16 protein-coding genes, 3 tRNA genes and 1 pseudogene are annotated in these 16,890 nt (G+C 26.8%); 8 read left to right on the top strand and 12 right to left on the bottom strand.

Annotation, left to right across the window (positions count from 1 at the left end; translation table 11 throughout):
* Window positions 1–8: 8 nt before the first annotated feature.
* From CCANL266_RS02605 to CCANL266_RS02565, 9 genes are read right to left on the bottom strand one after another with little or no spacing between them, the layout of a single operon-like run.
* Window positions 9–515 (bottom strand): F0F1 ATP synthase subunit delta, encoded by a 507-nt coding sequence (locus tag CCANL266_RS02605; protein ID WP_172230922.1) that lies wholly within the window; start codon window positions 513–515, stop codon window positions 9–11.
* Complete coding sequence (locus tag CCANL266_RS02600) at window positions 515–1,015, bottom strand: F0F1 ATP synthase subunit B family protein (protein WP_172230919.1); 501 nt, start codon at window positions 1,013–1,015, stop codon at window positions 515–517. Before CCANL266_RS02600 ends, CCANL266_RS02605 begins: the two co-directional genes overlap by 1 nt.
* Window positions 1,016–1,024: 9 nt before the next feature.
* Window positions 1,025–1,450, bottom strand: a complete 426-nt coding sequence (locus CCANL266_RS02595) for an ATP synthase subunit B family protein (protein ID WP_172230916.1) — start codon at window positions 1,448–1,450, stop codon at window positions 1,025–1,027.
* Window positions 1,451–1,509: 59 nt separating this feature from the next.
* Complete coding sequence (locus CCANL266_RS02590; RefSeq protein ID WP_172230913.1) at window positions 1,510–2,403, bottom strand: ParB/RepB/Spo0J family partition protein; 894 nt, start codon at window positions 2,401–2,403, stop codon at window positions 1,510–1,512.
* Window positions 2,404–2,406: 3 nt separating this feature from the next.
* Window positions 2,407–3,177, bottom strand: a complete 771-nt coding sequence (locus CCANL266_RS02585) for a ParA family protein (RefSeq protein ID WP_172230910.1) — start codon at window positions 3,175–3,177, stop codon at window positions 2,407–2,409.
* On the bottom strand, window positions 3,174–3,908 hold the full coding sequence (locus tag CCANL266_RS02580) for a biotin--[acetyl-CoA-carboxylase] ligase (protein ID WP_172230907.1): 735 nt from the start codon (window positions 3,906–3,908) through the stop codon (window positions 3,174–3,176). The genes CCANL266_RS02585 and CCANL266_RS02580 overlap by 4 nt, the downstream gene beginning before the upstream one ends.
* Window positions 3,901–4,818 carry a methionyl-tRNA formyltransferase gene (gene fmt, locus CCANL266_RS02575; RefSeq protein ID WP_172230904.1) on the bottom strand — a complete coding sequence of 306 codons (918 nt, stop codon included), beginning with the start codon at window positions 4,816–4,818 and terminating at the stop codon, window positions 3,901–3,903. Before fmt ends, CCANL266_RS02580 begins: the two co-directional genes overlap by 8 nt.
* Window positions 4,819–4,830: 12 nt before the next feature.
* Window positions 4,831–5,565 (bottom strand): amidohydrolase family protein, encoded by a 735-nt coding sequence (locus tag CCANL266_RS02570; protein ID WP_172230901.1) that lies wholly within the window; start codon window positions 5,563–5,565, stop codon window positions 4,831–4,833.
* A gap of 9 nt (window positions 5,566–5,574) precedes the next feature.
* Window positions 5,575–6,861: an SLC13 family permease gene (locus tag CCANL266_RS02565; protein WP_172230898.1), complete on the bottom strand. Its 1,287-nt coding sequence runs from the start codon at window positions 6,859–6,861 to the stop codon at window positions 5,575–5,577.
* A 176-nt stretch (window positions 6,862–7,037) separates the two neighbouring features.
* On the opposite strand from CCANL266_RS02565, the gene CCANL266_RS02560 reads away from it, so the two are divergent.
* The 3 genes and pseudogenes from CCANL266_RS02560 to CCANL266_RS02550 all read left to right on the top strand — a co-directional run bounded on the left by CCANL266_RS02560 (window position 7,038) and on the right by CCANL266_RS02550 (window position 10,740).
* Window positions 7,038–8,408 carry an MFS transporter gene (locus CCANL266_RS02560; protein WP_172230895.1) on the top strand — a complete coding sequence of 457 codons (1,371 nt, stop codon included), beginning with the start codon at window positions 7,038–7,040 and terminating at the stop codon, window positions 8,406–8,408.
* Between the two features lie 179 nt (window positions 8,409–8,587).
* Window positions 8,588–9,855 (top strand): annotated as a pseudogene (locus CCANL266_RS02555) (O-acetylhomoserine aminocarboxypropyltransferase/cysteine synthase family protein).
* Window positions 9,856–10,740 (top strand): homoserine O-succinyltransferase, encoded by an 885-nt coding sequence (locus tag CCANL266_RS02550; protein WP_172230892.1) that lies wholly within the window; start codon window positions 9,856–9,858, stop codon window positions 10,738–10,740.
* 7 nt (window positions 10,741–10,747) lie between these two features.
* Here CCANL266_RS02550 and CCANL266_RS02545 read toward each other — a convergent pair.
* The 3 genes from CCANL266_RS02545 to CCANL266_RS02535 all read right to left on the bottom strand — a co-directional run bounded on the left by CCANL266_RS02545 (window position 10,748) and on the right by CCANL266_RS02535 (window position 10,998).
* A tRNA-Leu gene (locus tag CCANL266_RS02545) sits at window positions 10,748–10,832 on the bottom strand.
* 8 nt (window positions 10,833–10,840) lie between these two features.
* Window positions 10,841–10,917: transfer RNA gene (locus CCANL266_RS02540), tRNA-Arg, on the bottom strand.
* 6 nt (window positions 10,918–10,923) lie between these two features.
* A tRNA-Asn gene (locus CCANL266_RS02535) sits at window positions 10,924–10,998 on the bottom strand.
* Window positions 10,999–11,175: 177 nt separating this feature from the next.
* Between CCANL266_RS02535 and nhaA the strand changes: the two genes are divergently transcribed.
* The 5 genes from nhaA (at window position 11,176) to CCANL266_RS02510 (ending at window position 16,837) form a co-directional block, all read left to right on the top strand.
* Window positions 11,176–12,312, top strand: a complete 1,137-nt coding sequence (gene nhaA / locus CCANL266_RS02530) for a Na+/H+ antiporter NhaA (RefSeq protein WP_172230890.1) — start codon at window positions 11,176–11,178, stop codon at window positions 12,310–12,312.
* 112 nt (window positions 12,313–12,424) lie between these two features.
* On the top strand, window positions 12,425–13,726 hold the full coding sequence (locus tag CCANL266_RS02525) for a sodium-dependent transporter (protein WP_172234359.1): 1,302 nt from the start codon (window positions 12,425–12,427) through the stop codon (window positions 13,724–13,726).
* Between the two features lie 4 nt (window positions 13,727–13,730).
* A complete protein-coding gene (gene pckA, locus CCANL266_RS02520) occupies window positions 13,731–15,296 on the top strand; it encodes a phosphoenolpyruvate carboxykinase (ATP) (RefSeq protein WP_224316025.1) in 1,566 nt (521 codons plus the stop codon).
* On the top strand, window positions 15,277–16,332 hold the full coding sequence (locus CCANL266_RS02515) for an ATP-binding protein (protein ID WP_172230886.1): 1,056 nt from the start codon (window positions 15,277–15,279) through the stop codon (window positions 16,330–16,332). Before pckA ends, CCANL266_RS02515 begins: the two co-directional genes overlap by 20 nt.
* Window positions 16,292–16,837 carry a ribonuclease HII gene (locus CCANL266_RS02510; protein WP_172230884.1) on the top strand — a complete coding sequence of 182 codons (546 nt, stop codon included), beginning with the start codon at window positions 16,292–16,294 and terminating at the stop codon, window positions 16,835–16,837. The genes CCANL266_RS02515 and CCANL266_RS02510 overlap by 41 nt, the downstream gene beginning before the upstream one ends.
* Window positions 16,838–16,890: the final 53 nt, after the last annotated feature.

The raw sequence follows: 16,890 nt of genomic DNA, 5'->3' as shown, positions 1-16,890 counted from the left end.
ATTACTCCTTAAATTGCTTTTAATATATATTCTTTTAATTTGTCTTTTAACATATTATTTGAAAATCTTATTTCATAGCCTAAATCCTCAATATAAATTGAAACCTCATCACTGTTTGTAATTATTGTTTCTAAAACAATATTAACTTTAAAATATTGTGATAATTTATTTTGGATTTGTATTTTTTTATCTTCATCAATATCATTTTTTAACATAATTTTTGCTAAAAATTTATTTTCCTCTAAAGCTTTTAATTTAAGCACTTCTGTATAAATATTTGGAATATAAGAAATTCTTTTATTTAACATCAATAATTTTAAAAAGTTAGTAAATTCTTTAGAATTATTTTTGCAAAAACTCAGCATAAATTCTAATTTTTTATCTTTATTTACTATTGGATTAAACAAAAGTTCTGTAATTTTTTTGTCTTTATAAAGTTCATTTAAAACAGATAAATTCTCAATAAATAATTCTCTATCATTTCTACTAATTATTTCTTTAGCATACTTTATCATTATCCAACCTTCTTAGTGATTATATCTAATATTTCGCTTTGTTTTAAATTAATTTCTTTATTTAAAATATCTTCAATAATCTCATTTACAACTTCTTCTTTTGCACTTTTTATTAAAAATTCTTTTTGTTCGTTGTAACGATTTTTTAATATTTCTATATCTTTATGTGCATTTGCAATAATTTGCTCATGTAAAACTAAGGCTTGTTCTTTTGCATCTTGAATTAAAGCATTAGCTTCTTCGTGCGCAACATTTACTAAACGCATTACTTCATTTTTTTTAGCGCTAGATTTTTCTAATTCATTTTGAATACTTTCTAGCTTATCTTTAATTTTAGATATTCTTGAAGAATATAGATGTTTAATAAAATTTGCACCTAAATAATAAGCAATTGCAATAAAAATAACAAAGTTAATTGCTCTTGGTACTATATCATAATTATTAGCGTCTTCTGATGCAAATAAACACATACTCATAAAAACCAATAAAATTTTTCTCAACTTTACTCCTTAAATACTTTTAACAAAACTTTGCAAAATAGCTGCATAAGAATTAGAATTCGCAAGTAGTTGTTTTTTAAATTCTACTTTTTGCTCTTCTAGGTTCTTTTTAAACAAATTAATCTCATCATCTAATTGCTTTGTAGCATTTAAAATCAGTTCTTTTGCTTCTTCATTAGACTTTGTAATTTGTTCTTGCCTAATACTCTGCATAGTATTTTTAGCATCTGTATATATTTTATTAATTAATATTTCATTGTTTTGAGCATCATTACTAACCTGCTTGATTTTATCCTCGTTAGATTGAATTAATTCATCTCTTTTTTCCATAAAATCGGTTAATGGTTTGTATAAAATATACTGCAACACAATAATCATAATTAAAAATACCCCAATGCTAATAGCCATCATTTCCAGACTAAAATCATCAAACATAATTACTCCTTAAAAAGTATTAATATAGCAAAATACACTTAATAAGTGCTTTTAAATTTTTAATTATTAAATACTTTTTCAATAAATTTTTTAGTATTTTCATCTGATAAATCAAAAATTAACTTATTTTTATTTAAATTATATTTTAATTTTAATTTTTTTAAGTTAGTTTTAAGACTTTCACTTGCGTAATCAATTTTTAAATCTGCTTGTTTATTTTTTATTTTTTGTGCTAATTTTTCACAATCTCTTACATTTAATTTTTGCCCAATTATTGTTTGTACAAGAGTATGCTCATCTTCAATTTGCCCAGCAATAACCTTAGCATGACCTGCACTAATTTTTCCTTCTATTATTAAATCTTGAGTTTGCTTACTTAAATTTAGCAATCTTAAAGTGTTTGCAATGTTTGCTCTACTTTTTTGAATACTTTGTGCTAATTGCTCTTGAGTAATATTTTTTTCATCAAGAATTTCTTTATAAGCTAAAGCTAGTTCTATTGGATTTAAGTCTTGTCTTTGAATATTTTCAATCAAAGCTAATTCTCTTGAATTTTGTGCATTTATATTTGCTACTATTGCCTTAATTTTATTTTCTTTTAAATATTTAAAGGCTCTAAATCTTCTTTCACCAGCTACTAAAAAATATTTACTTGTTTTTGTGATATTTTGATTATTTTCTTTAGCTTTTTTGCAAAGCTCATCGGCATCAACTAAAATAATAGGCTGAATTAATCCATGATTTTTTATAGAATTTGCAAGTTCAATTATACTTGCTTCATCAAAATGTTTTCTTGGCTGATAAGGATTTGCTGATATATCATCTAAAGAAATATTTTTTACAATCTCTTCACTTGAAGTGCTTAATAAATCTTCAAGTTGATTTTCATACAAATCGCTTACATTGTCGTCTAATAAAGCGCCTAAATCTATGCCTAATGATTTTTTTGCCATTTTTTATCCTATTAAAGCGTGTGCTAGATTTTGATAGGCTACACTACCAACAGATTTTATATCATATAAAATCACAGGTTTTCCAAAACTTGGGCTTTCTGCTAATTTAATATTTTGAGGTATTAAAATAATTTCTTCATCTAATTTAAATAAATTATTGCCACAATGTCTTTTTAAGTCTTCAAGTACTTCTTTTGCCAAATTAGTTTGCGCATTATACATAGTTGGTAAAAATCCTCTAATTTTTAAATTAGGATTGATACTTTTTTTAATAACTTTAATGGTGTTTAAAATCATAGTTAAACCCTCTAAAGCATAATATTGACACTGTATTGGCACAATCACGCTTGTGCTTGCTACTAAAGCATTTGTAGTTATGTTTCCCATAGTTGGAGGTGTATCAATAATTATAAAATCATAATTATTTTTTATTTCATTTATACATTTTAAAAATATGGTCTTAGACTCATTACTATTAACATTTAACTGCTCAATAGCGATTAGGTTAATATTTGATGGTGCTAAATCAAGGCTTTGTAACTGTGTTTTTAAAATAATTTCACTAATGTTTTTTTTGCCAATTAATGCGTGATAAATATTAAATTCATAATCACTTCTTTTAAAACCAAAGCCAGTTGTAGCATTTGCTTGAGGGTCTAAATCAATTAATAAAACACGCTTTTCAGCCACTGCTAAAGAAGCTGCTAGATTAACTGCCGTAGTGGTTTTGCCAACTCCACCTTTTTGATTAGCTATTGTAATTATTTCACTCATCTTAAACTATATATCCTTTTATCATCAACTAAAATAGAGCCATCTTTATAAAGTTTAGCATTTTCTAAAGATAATACCTCATCGTTATACTTAAAATAAAAATGACGACTCAACTCAAAATCTTGTTTATACTCTTTAAAAATTTCTTCCCAAGATAATTTAGAACTTAGTGTATCCAAAAAAGCTTTAATTAAAATTTCTAAAGAAATTTTTTTATCTAAAATATCATTTTCTTTTGGAGATGAAACTATGTTTAAACCTATGCCGCAAATGATTTTATCATTAATTTTATTACATAAAACACCACCAATTTTTTTATTATTTAAGTACAAATCATTTGGCCATTTTACAAATAATTTTGAATTAAATGCTTTTAAAACATATTTTAAAATACTAGCATAATAAATACTTATACTTTGCAAAGCTAAATCACTAGGAATAAAATCACAAAAAAATGATATATATAAATTAGTATAAATTTTTTCGTTAAATCTTTTATAATCCCCATAATAAATAAAATCTAAATCAGAAAATTCTTCATTTTTAAAGCTATCAAGGTTATTATACATATCGTTTTTTTCACCTAGCCAAATACGAGAATTTGTCCCAATACCTGCGTTTTGATTAATACTAGCTAAGGCAAAATTTTTTTTATTAAAACCTTCTTTTACCTTATCAATAAGTCTTAATTGAGTTGAGCTTATTTGCTTACAAAGTGCAAAATCAAACAAGTTTATCTCCTTGCTTTAATCTTGCACCGTTTAAAAAGCTCTTAGCATCAAGCTCTTTTTTACCAGCAGCTTGTAATCTAAAAACCTCTATGCTACCAATTAAACAAGTTAAAATAAAGCTATTTTTATTAATCTTACTAATAACACCTTTTTCCTTATTTTTGCTACTTGTATCAACTAATTTTATTTCTTTTAATTTTATATTATTTTCTAAAAAAACTTCTGGCCACTCATAAAAAGCTAAATATTTTGCATAAACACTTCTTGCATCATCTAAATTAAGCAAACCATCTTCTTTTTTTAGTTTTACACAATGACTTGCTTTACTTTCATCTTGCTTTTGCGCTTGTATTTGTTCAAAATTATTTAAAGTTTTTACGCATAAATTAGCAGCTAAATTAGAAAAAAGCTCAAACACTTCTTTACTATTTTTATTCTCAATATTAGCCTTAACACATTCAAGCACATCACCAGTATCAAGTCCAACATCCATAAGCATAGTACATACTCCGCTTTCTTTTTCTTGATTTAAAATTGCACTTTGAATAGGGCTAGCACCACGATATTTTGGCAAAAGTGATGCATGTAAATTAATGCAAGGTGCTATATCTAAAATACTTTTTGGCAATATTTTTCCATAAGCAGCAACAACAATATAATCAGGCTTTAAACTACTTATAAAATTGCTTATTTCTTCGCCCTTTAAACTTTTTGGAGTATGAACCTTATCTTCTAAATTATTATTAATAGCAAATTCTTTAACCTTACTAGGAGTTAAAATCTGCTTTCTTCCTACAGCCTTATCAGCTTGAGTAAAAATTGCTAAAATATTAAAATTATCATTTAGCAATTCTTCTAAAATTCTAACAGCATAACTTGGAGTCCCCATAAAAACTATATTTTTTTTCATCAAATAAACCTCTTAAAATAAAAATAATTCTTTTGCATTTTTATAAAATACAAACTCGCTCTCGTCAATAATCTGCAAAAATTCATTATAAAGCTTTGTAAATGAGCATTGATTTTCATAATTTGTATGCGGATAATCACTTCCAAATACGAAATTATTAATGCTAAAAATCTCTTTTAGTTTCATATATAATTTTTTATTAAATTCTAAATCACCATTTCTATAAAAGCCACTAATTTTAAAATATATTTTGCAATTTTTATATTTTTTTAAAAATTCAAGCTCACTAATACTACTAGCCCTTGCTAAATGGTCAATTACTATTTTTACATCAGCATTTGCTAAAGAATTTATATTTTGCTCTAAAAATTTTGCATTTTGATGTAATTCAATATGCAAATTATTGTCTTTTACAATATTTAAAAACTCTTTACTAAAATCAATTTTTTTATCTTCATTGATTAGGTTAAACCTTAGCCCACAAATATTTTTATTTTTTATATATTTTTTAATATCATCTTGCTTGCAAACTATTACACCCTTTATATCATTATTTAAATTTTTAATTAAAAGCTCATTGTTATCGCCTAAAAAACTAGGCTGAATTAAAACAGCCTTGCTAAAAGAATTACGCTTTAAAACTTCTTTGTATTGCTCAATACTAATTGTATAGTTTGGAATATATCTAGCATTTAAAACATAACTTTCATTGGCATTAAAAATATGAGCGTGGCTATCTATTTTCATAACATCTCCTTAAATAAATAAAGTTAATACAAAACACAAAATAAAGGCTGCAAAAAAACCTATTGGAACTGCTTTAAACATTAACTCTTTTAGCATTAAATCCTTTTGTTCTTGCTTAATTGAACCTAAAATTAGTGAGCCGCCTGAAGAAAATGGGCTTATAGCACTAGCTTGTGCACCAATTATTATACAAACAAAAATAATACAAGCATTAACCCCGCTAGCACTAGCTATATCAGGCACAAGCACAAAAAGAGCTGGTGCAACTACTCCTAAAGTAGAAGAAAATAAAGACATAAAAGCCGCAATAATCATCATAATTAAAGGTATAAAATTTTTATTAATATTATTTGATACAAAGCTTTTTAATTCATTTGTCATTCCTGCTTTTATAGCTAAAGAAATAAGCATTCCAACACCAACAATCATTAAAAGAGTTTGCCAAGGAATAAGATTTATAATCTTATTTTGCTCTGCTAAATTAAGCATTAAAGCAATGATTACAAAAATTATACAAATAAAAGCAATATCAATTTTTTTATTTAAAAATGCGATTGTTTTATTATCTTGAAAAATGATGTTTAAAATCGGAAATAATAATATTATAAAAATCAGTAAGCCCATAAGAATTAAAGTTATTTTTTGCTTAAAATCAAAACTTATATTGTTTAAGTGTAAAGTTATTTTTACGCTCTGTGTTTTTGCAAATAATGTATAAATTCCAAGTACAAAAATAGGTAAAATAAAACTAGCAAAAAAAATCCAAAAAGCGTTTATAAAGGCTTCATTTTGACTTAAACCTGCATCTTGCATTAAATTTCTAAAAATAATTCCACTTTGAGAACTTACAAAATTTGCCCCACTAAGAGCTCCATAATTAATAGCCATAGCACATATTAATTTGTTTAATTTTAATTTATCGCATAAAACAAAGCTAAGCGGTGCCATAAAAGCTAATACACTGTAAAATCCAGCACCCAAAGCAGCAATTAAACTAGCAATAAAATAAATTACAAAGGGTAAAAATCGTTGATGGTTTTGAAATTTTATTAAAATTAAATTTGCTAATTTTTCCAAAGTTAAATTCGCACTAGCAATGTTATAAAACATACAAACGCTTAAAATTACAAAAAATATTGAAAGTGGCCACATATTAAGTAGCTCTTTAACGCTTAAATTCATTCCAAAACAAGCAATGATATACGAAAATGCTAGAGCGAATAAACCTATATTAATCTTAAATTTATAACCTAAAAATATTGACGCAAAAATACAAAAAACTATAAATATTAGCATATATTCTCCTTAAAATATTTGTAGCATATTTTACTTTTAATAATATAAATTTATAAAAAATTTATTATTATTTTAATAATAAAATAATGAAAATATTTTTCAATAAAAATAGTATTTTTTAAGCTTAATTTAAAAATTAAATATAAAAATTAAGAAAATTTAAAGAAAGGAAAAAAATGTTAAATTTTTTAAAACCAACAAAAAAAGATATTAAAATTCCTGAAGATAAAGTTTTACAAACTTACAAATCATATAGAACTTTGTCTTTAAGTGGTGCCTTTGTAGGTTATATGGGTTATTATTTAGTTAGAAATAATATAAACTTATCAACTCCACTAATACAAAATCAATTAGAAGTTAGCAAAGCAGAAATTGGTCTAATAACAGGCTCAATGCTAATTGCTTATGGAGTTAGCAAAGGGCTTATGAGTGCTTTAAGCGATAAGGCTGACCCTAAAAGATATATGGCTTTAGGACTTATTTTATGTGCTTTAATAAATATTATTTTAGGCTTTTGTAATTCACTTCATGCTTATATTGCTTGTGTAATAATGCTTGGAGTATTTCAGGGTATGGGTGTTGGACCCTCATTTATCACCTTAGCAAATTGGTATCCTAAAAAAGAAAGAGGAATATATACTGCAATTTGGAATATTTCTCATAACTTAGGAGGTGGAATTGTATCTCCTATAATTTCAAAATCTGTTTTTGTTTTAAGCCCCGTTTTAGGAATAACAGTGGCTGATTTAAACGAAAAATATTGGCAAATATCACATTGTTATGTACCAGCTGTTTTAGCTATTTTAATTAGTTTATATGTACTTTATGCTATAAAAGGCTCTCCTGAAAACGAAGGCTTACCAAGCATAAAAGAAATAAATGCAATGCGTGGCTATGAAGATGTTTTAAGCACACAAAAAGCAAAAAGCGATTTATCTTCACTAGAAATTTTTAAATCTTATGTAATTAAAAATCCTGGCGCTTGGGGTGTTGCACTTATGGATACCTTTGTATATTTAGTTAGATTTGGAGTAATTAGTTGGTTACCTATTTATTTGCTTGAAGCAAAAGGTTTTACAAAGGGTCAAATGCACACAGCATTTTTATTCTTTGAATGGGCTGCAATTCCTTCAACCTTATTTGCAGGATACTTGTCTGATAAAATATTTAAAGGGGCTAGAATGCCACCTGCAATAATCGCTATGATAATAATATTTTTTATGATTTTAGGTTATTTTACAAGCAATAATTTAAATTTAGTTATTTTTTATGCTGCTATGACTGGTTGCTTAATTTATGTACCTCAATTTTTATGCTCTGTACAAACTATGGAAGTAGTACCTTCTTTTGCAGTTGGTTCTTGCGTTGGGCTTAGAGGTTTTATGTCTTATGTGGTTGGTGCTGCATTAGGAACTATGTTAATTGGTAAAATGGTAGAAGTTTTTGGCTGGAATGCTGGTTTGTATATTTTATTAAGCTCTTGTATTTTATGTATTTTATGTGCATTTTTTGTTCATATTTATTCAAAAAAATTGAATAAAATTTAAAAAAATACGATAAACTAAAACAAAATTTCAAAAAAGGAGCAATTATGAGACATATTAATATTGTTTTAATTAGCTTCTTTTTAAATTATTCTTCACTAATGCACGCTTTTATGCGTGCTTAATCTCTTATTATTTTATAAATTTACCCAATACAAAAATATAATATTAAAGGAAGAATAATGAAACAAGAAACCCTAGCCCTACATTTTGGTTATGATTATGATTTACAAAGAACAATTAGTGTGCCTATTTATCAAAACACAGCTTACAGTTTTGAAAGTTTAAATCAAGCTGCTGCAAGGTTTGCCTTAGAAGAATTAGGAAATATTTATTCAAGACTTACCAATCCAACTGTTGATATTTTACAAAGACGCTTAAGCAAGATTGAAGGCGGAGAATTTGCAGTTTGCGTTGCTAGTGGAAGTGCTGCTCTTTTTTACGCATTATTAAATTGCGCTCAAGCAGGAGATTGTATTTTATATTCAAATAAAATTTACGGTGGCTCAAACACCCTTATTTCTCATACTTTAAAGCGTTTTGCAATTAATGCAATAGAATTTGATATTGATGATTTAGATAATTTAGAAAAGCTCATTGATAAAAATGTAAAAGCAATATTTTTTGAAAGCCTTTCAAACCCACAATTAGCAATTGCTGATATAGAAAAAATCACAAAAATTGCTAAAAAACATAAAATCATTACAATTTGTGATAATACTGTTGCTACGCCTTATTTGTTGCGTCCTTTTGAATATGGAGTAGATATTGTAATTTATAGCCTTAGCAAATACACAAACGGTCAAGGAAGTACCTTAGGCGGAGCGATTATTGAAAGAAAAAATTTAAATGAATTTATAAAAAACAATGAAAGATATTTAGCTTTTAATAGCCCTGATGAAAGCTATCACGGTTTAATTTACAGCGAACTTGCTTTACCAAATTTTAGTATTAGAATTATCTTAGAATGGCTAAGAAACACTGGCGCAAGTTTAAGTGCAAATAGTGCTTGGATATTATTACAAGGACTTGAAACGCTATCTTTACGCATTAAAAAGCATAGCCAAACGCTCTTTTAGTAGCTGAATTTTTAAATAAAAACGAAAATGTACTTAGTGTAAATTATCCTGCTTTAAAAGATAATTTCTATAATTCTTTATTTAAAAAATATTTTAAAGATAATAATGCAAGTGGGCTTTTGAGTTTTGAAGCAAAAAATTTTGAGGCTGCAAAAAGAATATGTGAAAGATTAAAATTATTTATTTTAGCTGCAAATTTAGGCGATAGCAAATCTTTAATCATTCATCCTGCAAGCACAACTCATTCTCAATTAAGTCAAGATGAGCTTAAAAAAGCAGGAATTAGCCCTGCAAGCTTAAGGCTTAGCATAGGAATTGAAGATGCTGATGATTTAATTGCAGATTTAGCTCAAGCTTTAAAAGGAGAATAAATGCCACTTGTTATTCCTAAAGAAATTCCTGCCTTTAAAATTTTAAAGCAAAACGTTTTTGTTATGGATACAAAAAGGGCTTTCACTCAAGATATTAGAACACTTGAAATTTTAATTATTAATTTAATGCCTACGAAAATTCAAACTGAAAATCAGCTTTTATCGCTTTTGGCTAATTCTGCTTTGCAAATTAATCTTAGCTTTCTTAGCACTCAAAGCTATGTGGGTAAAAATACGCCTATTAGCCATATTGAAAAATTTTATCAAGGCTTAGATGATTTTAAAAATAAAAGATTTGATGGAGCTATTGTTACTGGTGCGCCTGTTGAGCAAATGGAATTTGAAGATGTAAAATACTGGGAAGAATTAAAAGAAATTTTTACATATTTAAAAAATAACGTAACAAGTACAATTTATATTTGTTGGGGTGCGATGGCTGCTTTGTATCATTTTTATAATATCAAAAAACACAATTTGACCGAAAAATGCTTTGGAGTTTTTACGCATAAAATTCACAATAAAGATTTAATTTTAAGCAATACAGATGAAATCATTAAAATGCCGCATTCAAGGTATTCTTATATTGATGAAACAGAGCTTAATGCTTGTAAAGAGTTAAAAATTTTATTAAAAAGTGATGAAGCAGGAGTTGCTTTGCTGCGTGATAAAAAGGATATTTTTATTTTAGGGCATTTAGAATATGATAAAGATACTTTAGATTTAGAATATAAAAGAGATTTAGCAAACAATACTAAAACACAAAAAGCAAAAAATTATTATGATGAAAATAATGAAATTTTATTTACTTGGCGTTCTAGTGCGAATACGATTTTTTCTAATTGGCTAAATTATGATGTTTATCAAAGTACACCTTTTGTGCTTTAAAGAAAAGTGGTGCGGATGAAAGGACTTGAACCTTCACGCATCGCTGCACCAGATCCTAAGTCTGGCGTGTCTGCCAATTTCACCACATCCGCAAAAAAAGTGGTACGCCCAAGAGGATTCGAACCTCTGACCTACGGCTTAGAAGGCCGTTGCTCTATCCAGCTGAGCTATGGACGCACTTAATGGCTCCGGATGTAGGATTCGAACCTACGACCAAGCGGTTAACAGCCGCCTACTCTACCGCTGAGCTAATCCGGAATTAAGTAGATTTTTAAAAAAGGCAAAATTATATGTTATTTTTTTTATTTTGTCAAGTTTTTTTTAAAAAAAATATTTTTATTTTATTTTACTAAAAAAATATAACCTATATTAATAAAAATTAATTTTTTAATGCTATTTTTATTATATTACAATAATTATCAATACGGAGAAATAATGGTTAAATTTTTTAAAAGCGAACTATTCGCACCAATTTTGTTACTATTTGTAAGCTTTATTGCTATTTGTCTCAACAACTCGCCTTTAAGCGAACTTTATAATTTATGTGTAAATTATAAATTCGGCATTATTTTTGGAGATTTAGAATTAATAAAACCTATGTTATTGTGGGTTAATGATGGACTTATGGCAATTTTCTTTTTTTGGGTTGGACTTGAAGTAAAAAAAGAATTTATGTGCGGAGAATTAAAAGAAATAAAAGCTGCACTATTACCACTATTTGCTGCTTGCGGTGGAGTTGTTGTACCTGCTTTGGTTTATTATGTTTTTAATTTTAGTGATGATATTAGAAAACTAGGTTTTGCAATACCAACTGCAACCGATACAGCCTTTGCTTTAGGCATATTACTTTTATTAGGAAAAAAAGTTAATAAAAGTCTTTACACATTTTTATTAAGTTTAGCAATTTTTGATGATATAGCTGCTATTGTTATAATTGCGTTATTTTATACCAATGATTTGTCTATTTTAGCTTTAAGCTTGGCTGGAATTGGAGTTGTATTATTATTTGTGTTAAATTTTTTAAATGTAACAATTAAATTCTTTTATATTTTAGTTGGAACCTTTATTTGGCTATGTGTATTAAAAAGCGGAGTGCATACAACTTTAGCTGGAATGCTTTGTGCATTTTTTATCCCGTTAAAATCTAAAGAAGATGAACATTTTTTAGAACATATTATGCACGAATTAACTCCATTTATTCAGTATTTAATATTACCAATTTTTGCCCTATTTAATGCTGGAGTAGTAATTAACGGTATAGGTTTAGAAAATTTTAATTCTGTATTTTTTGGAATATTTTTAGCTTTATTTTTTGGTAAGCAATTTGGTGTATTTGCTTTTTGCTTACTAGCAAAAAAATTAAATATAATTATAAATGCCAGTTTAGCAGAATTATATGGAGTGTGCATACTAACAGGTATTGGTTTTACAATGAGCTTTTTTATAAATACCTTAGTTTTTGAAGAGCATCAATTATTGTTTGATAGCGCAAGATTAGCCGTTGTTATGGCATCTTTTTGTAGTGCCATTCTTGGTTTTATATGGCTTAAAATTGTTCTTAGCAAAAAGTAAGATTTTTTCTTGCTTTTTGCAAAAAAATATTATATTATACGCTCTTATTTTTTAAAAAAGGAGAAAATTATGAGGAGTTTACTTTGGCTCAACTAGGAGCACATTTTCAAAAATAGGATTTATTCTTTCTCTTACAGGCGGCGCAATCGGTCTTGGTAACGCTTGGAAATTTCCTACAATGGTAGGTCAAAACGGCGGAAGCGCTTTTATATTAATCTTTATTTTGTTTTGTTTAAGTATTGGTTTGGTGCTATTTTTAGCTGAAATGATGCTTGGAAAAAGCACAAGGGATAATCTAGCAAATTCTTATTTTAAAACGGCTAAATTTTATCCAAAATATATGAAATTTGGTGCTATTGCTATGCTTAGCGGAATTTTTGTTTTATCTTTTTATTTGATAATTCTTTCATGGGTTTTTCAATATTTATTTTATTCTTTTTCATTGCCAAATACAAATGATAAAGCTTTAGAATTATTTAAAAATGCTGTTTCATCAAATGTTAAAATAAATATTTTATGTTTTTTATTTTGTTTATTTTGCACACTTTATTTTGTAAAAAAAGGAATAGTTTTAGGTATAGAAAGGCTTAATGTAGTTTTAATGCCTTTATTGTGTTTAATAATGATTTTTTTACTATTTTACTCAATATCTGAAGGCGCCTTTGTAAAAGCAATAAAATTTATTTTTTATCCTGATTTTTCAAAATTAAATTTTAAAAGTATTTTAGATGCTTTAGGACTTAGCTTATTTACTTTATGTCTTGGTATAGGTTGTATTAGCACCTATGCTGCAAATTCTCAAGAAGACACAAATATATTAAAAGCAAGTTTATTAGTTATCTTTTTAAATATAACAATAGGCTTATTAATGGCAGTTGTTGTCTTTGCTTTTGCTTTTTTAAGTGATGAAAATTTGCTAAATGATGCGGCTTTGGTTTTTGTTAGTTTAAATGTTTTATTTTCAAAACTTGGTTTAATAGGTAACATTTTAGCTTTTTTATTCTTTTTGGCATTATTTTTTGCTGGAATAACAAGTGCTGTATCTATGATTGAGCCATTTACTTTTTATCTTGAAAAAAAAATTGGTAGAAATAAGTCTATATTATATATTGGAATTATTGTTTTTATATTAGGCTTATCTTGTATTTTTAGTATGTGCAATATTATTAAAATTGATGTTTTTTACATACTAGACTTTTTAACAAGTAATATTATGTTACCTGTTGGGGTTTTCTTTACCAGCATATTTTTAGGATTTTTTGCAAATAAAATAATTTTTATAAAAATTTTAAGAAAATTTATGAAAAAAAGGTTAATTTTTTTATATTTTACCTTTGTTAAATATATTTGTCCTATCATTATTATTTTAGTATTTATTAACAATTTTTATCCACTAAGCAAATTGTTAAATTAAAGGAGTGTTTATGTTAGAAAGTATTGGTATTAAGGCAAAAGAGATTTTTTATAATCTAAGTTACGATGAATTAAGAGAGCATGAAATCAAATGCCACGAAGGTGAAGTTTGTCAAAACGACACCTTTGCGGTTGATACAGGTGTTTTTACTGGTAGAAGTCCAAAAGATAAATATTTTGTAAATTCTTATCCGTCAAATGAAAAAATTGCTTGGGGTAATGTTAATAGAGCTTGCACTAAAGAAATTTTTAACGATAATTTAAGAAGAGCGAAAGAATTCTTAAATGATAAAAGTTTATATGTTATGGATGTTTTTTGCGGTGCTTCACTTGCTTCAAGAAAAAAAGTTAGGTTTATTACTCAAATAGCTTGGCAAGCGCATTTTGTGAAAAATATGTTTATTCGTCCAAGCGAAGAAGAGCTAAAAGATTTTAAACCAGATTTTACAATAATTAACGCTTGTAAGTTAAAAAATGAACTTTACAAAATGCATGATTTAAATTCTGATGTTTTTGTTGGTTTTGATATAGAAAATAACATAGGATTAATATTGGGTACTTGGTATGGTGGAGAGATGAAAAAAGGTATTTTTTCTATGATGAATTATTGGTTACCATTACAAGGAAAAATGTCAATGCACTGCAGTGCAAATGTTGGAAAAAATAATGATGTGTGCTTATTTTTTGGCTTAAGCGGTACAGGTAAAACAACACTTAGCACTGATGCTAACCGTGCTTTAATCGGTGATGATGAGCATGGTTGGGATGAAAATGGTGTTTTTAATTTTGAAGGTGGCTGCTATGCAAAATGTATAAATTTAAGCGAAGAAAATGAACCAGAAATTTATAACGCTATTCGTCGCAATGCTTTATTAGAAAATGTTGTAATTACTTGCAGCGGTGATGTTGATTTTTGCGATGCGTCAAAGACTGAAAATACAAGAGTTAGTTACCCGATTGAGCATATAGAAAATCATCAAAAATCTTTACAAGCAGGACATCCTAGTAATATTATCTTTTTGTGTGCTGATGCTTTTGGTGTTTTACCTCCTGTTAGCAAACTTACAAATAAACAAGCAATGTATTATTTTTTAAGCGGATACACAGCTAAGGTTGCAGGGACTGAAAGAGGCGTTAAAGAACCAATAGCTACATTTTCAGCTTGCTTTGGAGAACCTTTTATGCCTTTAAACCCAACACTTTACGCAGAATTACTTGGAAAGAAAATAAAAGAACATAATGTAAATGTATATTTAGTTAATACAGGTTGGAGTGGTGGTGGCTTTGGTGTTGGTGCTAGAATGAGCATTAAAGCCACTCGTGCTTGTGTAAATGCAATCTTAGATGGCAGCATTAATAATTGCGAATTTTATAATTTTGATGTTTTTAATCTTGCAACGCCAAAAGAACTAAAAGGTGTTGATACAAAACTACTTTATCCAAATAAAACTTGGGAAAATGAAGCTGAATTTATAAAAGCTAGAAATAAACTTGCATCTATGTTTATTGAAAATTTCAAACGCTATGCAAATAGTGCAAAAGAATTTGAAGATGCAAATCCAAAATTATGATTATTTTTTAGAAAACAAGCCGAGTAAAATCGGCTTAAAAGCAAGAAAAATTGACACCTTACCGAATTTTTGCGTTATAAAAGGTGCTTTTTCTTGTGGCAAAAAATCACTTTGCCTAAACTTAGTTAAAGATGACTTTGTTTTTTTAGACCTTAGCGATATCAGATTAAGCAATTTAAATATTTATGAATTTGTGGAAAAAAATAATATTTACAATCTAGTTTGCTTTAATGCTAATAAAAATTTTTCTCTACCAACAAATATAAAAAAATGTTTTATTACTACAAATAACAATGATTTTTCACAAGATAACTTTATTAGTACAAAATTAAATTATCTTGATTATGAAGAGTTTATAAGCTTTTCTAAGCAAAATCAAAATAATCATATTTCAGAATATTTACTTTTAGGACAAAATCCTGTTAATATTGGTAAAACGCCTTATGAAGCACATAAAAATATACAAAATATTTTAAGGCAACACTATTCTTTAAGTAAAATGCAAATTCTTTGTAAAATTGCAGATTATATTGGTTATCAGTGCAGTATCTTAAAAATTTTTAATGATTATCAAATAAAAATTGGTAAAAATGATTTTTTTGCTTGCTTAAAAGAATTTGAAAATAATTTTATCTTATATTGGATTAAGCATATAAATAAAAATGTAAAAAAACCATATTTTACTGATTTTGCAATTAAAAATGCAATTTCAATAAAGAAAGAATTTAAAAAAATTTATGAAAACTTAATAGCTAACGAATTAATAATGAGTTATGATGAAATTTTTTTTAGTGATGATTTTGACTTTATTATTCCAAATGCAAATATAGCAATAATTGCTGATGCTTTCATTTATAAAGACTTAATAAGTGTAAAACAAAAAAAGTTATCTTTTCTAGCAAAAAAAAATAATATTTCTAATATTTTATTACTTAGTTTAAATGAAAACTTTACTTTTAAATATGACAATGTAAATATAATTTGTCTAAAATTAGATGAATGGCTACTTACAAAGGATAATAATGATTGGAATTGATGAAGCTGGGCGTGGCGCATTAGCTGGACCTATGGTTCTTGCTGCTTGTAAGTTAAATAACGCAATTAATAATTTAAACGATAGTAAAAAACTAAGTGAAAAAAAGCGTGAAAAATTATTTGAAGAAATTATTCAAAATAGCACCTATCACATTATATTTATTGATAATTTTACCATTGATGAACTTGGAATTAGCCTATCTTACAAAAAAGCATTAACTGAATTTAAAGAACATTTTAAAGATTATAATGATGAGTTATTATTTGATGGTAACACAGATTATAAGAGCGGTATTAAAACTCAAATTAATGCTGATGAAATTTATCCTTGTGTTATGGCTGCAAGTATTTTAGCTAAAGTTAGTCGTGATAGATTTATGAAAAATATTATTAATGAATATTGCTTTTATAAACACAAAGGATATGGCACAAAACTACACAAAGAATTAATACAAAAATTTGGACTTAGCTCTTTGCATAGGAAAAGTTTTTGTAAAAATATTTAAATTTAAATCTTGTGTTTTAAAACAATTATTAAGTAATCTCTAAAAACTATAAA

The organism is Campylobacter canadensis, assembly GCF_013177655.1.
In the GTDB taxonomy this organism is placed as follows: domain Bacteria; phylum Campylobacterota; class Campylobacteria; order Campylobacterales; family Campylobacteraceae; genus Campylobacter_E; species Campylobacter_E canadensis.
Note: the sequence above shows the minus strand (reverse complement) of the source record. Positions and strands in the feature narration are given on the sequence as shown.

Excerpts from the sequence above, each read along its gene's own strand:
- CCANL266_RS02605 (WP_172230922.1), bottom strand. The coding sequence starts at position 515 with ATGATAAAGTATGCTAAAGAAATAATTAGTAGAAATGATAGAGAATTA.
- CCANL266_RS02595 (WP_172230916.1), bottom strand. The coding sequence starts at position 1,450 with ATGTTTGATGATTTTAGTCTGGAAATGATGGCTATTAGCATTGGGGTA.
- CCANL266_RS02590 (WP_172230913.1), bottom strand. The coding sequence starts at position 2,403 with ATGGCAAAAAAATCATTAGGCATAGATTTAGGCGCTTTATTAGACGAC.
- CCANL266_RS02585 (WP_172230910.1), bottom strand. The coding sequence starts at position 3,177 with ATGAGTGAAATAATTACAATAGCTAATCAAAAAGGTGGAGTTGGCAAA.
- fmt (WP_172230904.1), bottom strand. The coding sequence starts at position 4,818 with ATGAAAAAAAATATAGTTTTTATGGGGACTCCAAGTTATGCTGTTAGA.
- CCANL266_RS02570 (WP_172230901.1), bottom strand. The coding sequence starts at position 5,565 with ATGAAAATAGATAGCCACGCTCATATTTTTAATGCCAATGAAAGTTAT.
- CCANL266_RS02565 (WP_172230898.1), bottom strand. The coding sequence starts at position 6,861 with ATGCTAATATTTATAGTTTTTTGTATTTTTGCGTCAATATTTTTAGGT.
- CCANL266_RS02560 (WP_172230895.1), top strand. The coding sequence starts at position 7,038 with ATGTTAAATTTTTTAAAACCAACAAAAAAAGATATTAAAATTCCTGAA.
- CCANL266_RS02550 (WP_172230892.1), top strand. The coding sequence starts at position 9,856 with ATGCCACTTGTTATTCCTAAAGAAATTCCTGCCTTTAAAATTTTAAAG.
- nhaA (WP_172230890.1), top strand. The coding sequence starts at position 11,176 with ATGGTTAAATTTTTTAAAAGCGAACTATTCGCACCAATTTTGTTACTA.
- CCANL266_RS02515 (WP_172230886.1), top strand. The coding sequence starts at position 15,277 with ATGCAAATCCAAAATTATGATTATTTTTTAGAAAACAAGCCGAGTAAA.
- CCANL266_RS02510 (WP_172230884.1), top strand. The coding sequence starts at position 16,292 with ATGAATGGCTACTTACAAAGGATAATAATGATTGGAATTGATGAAGCT.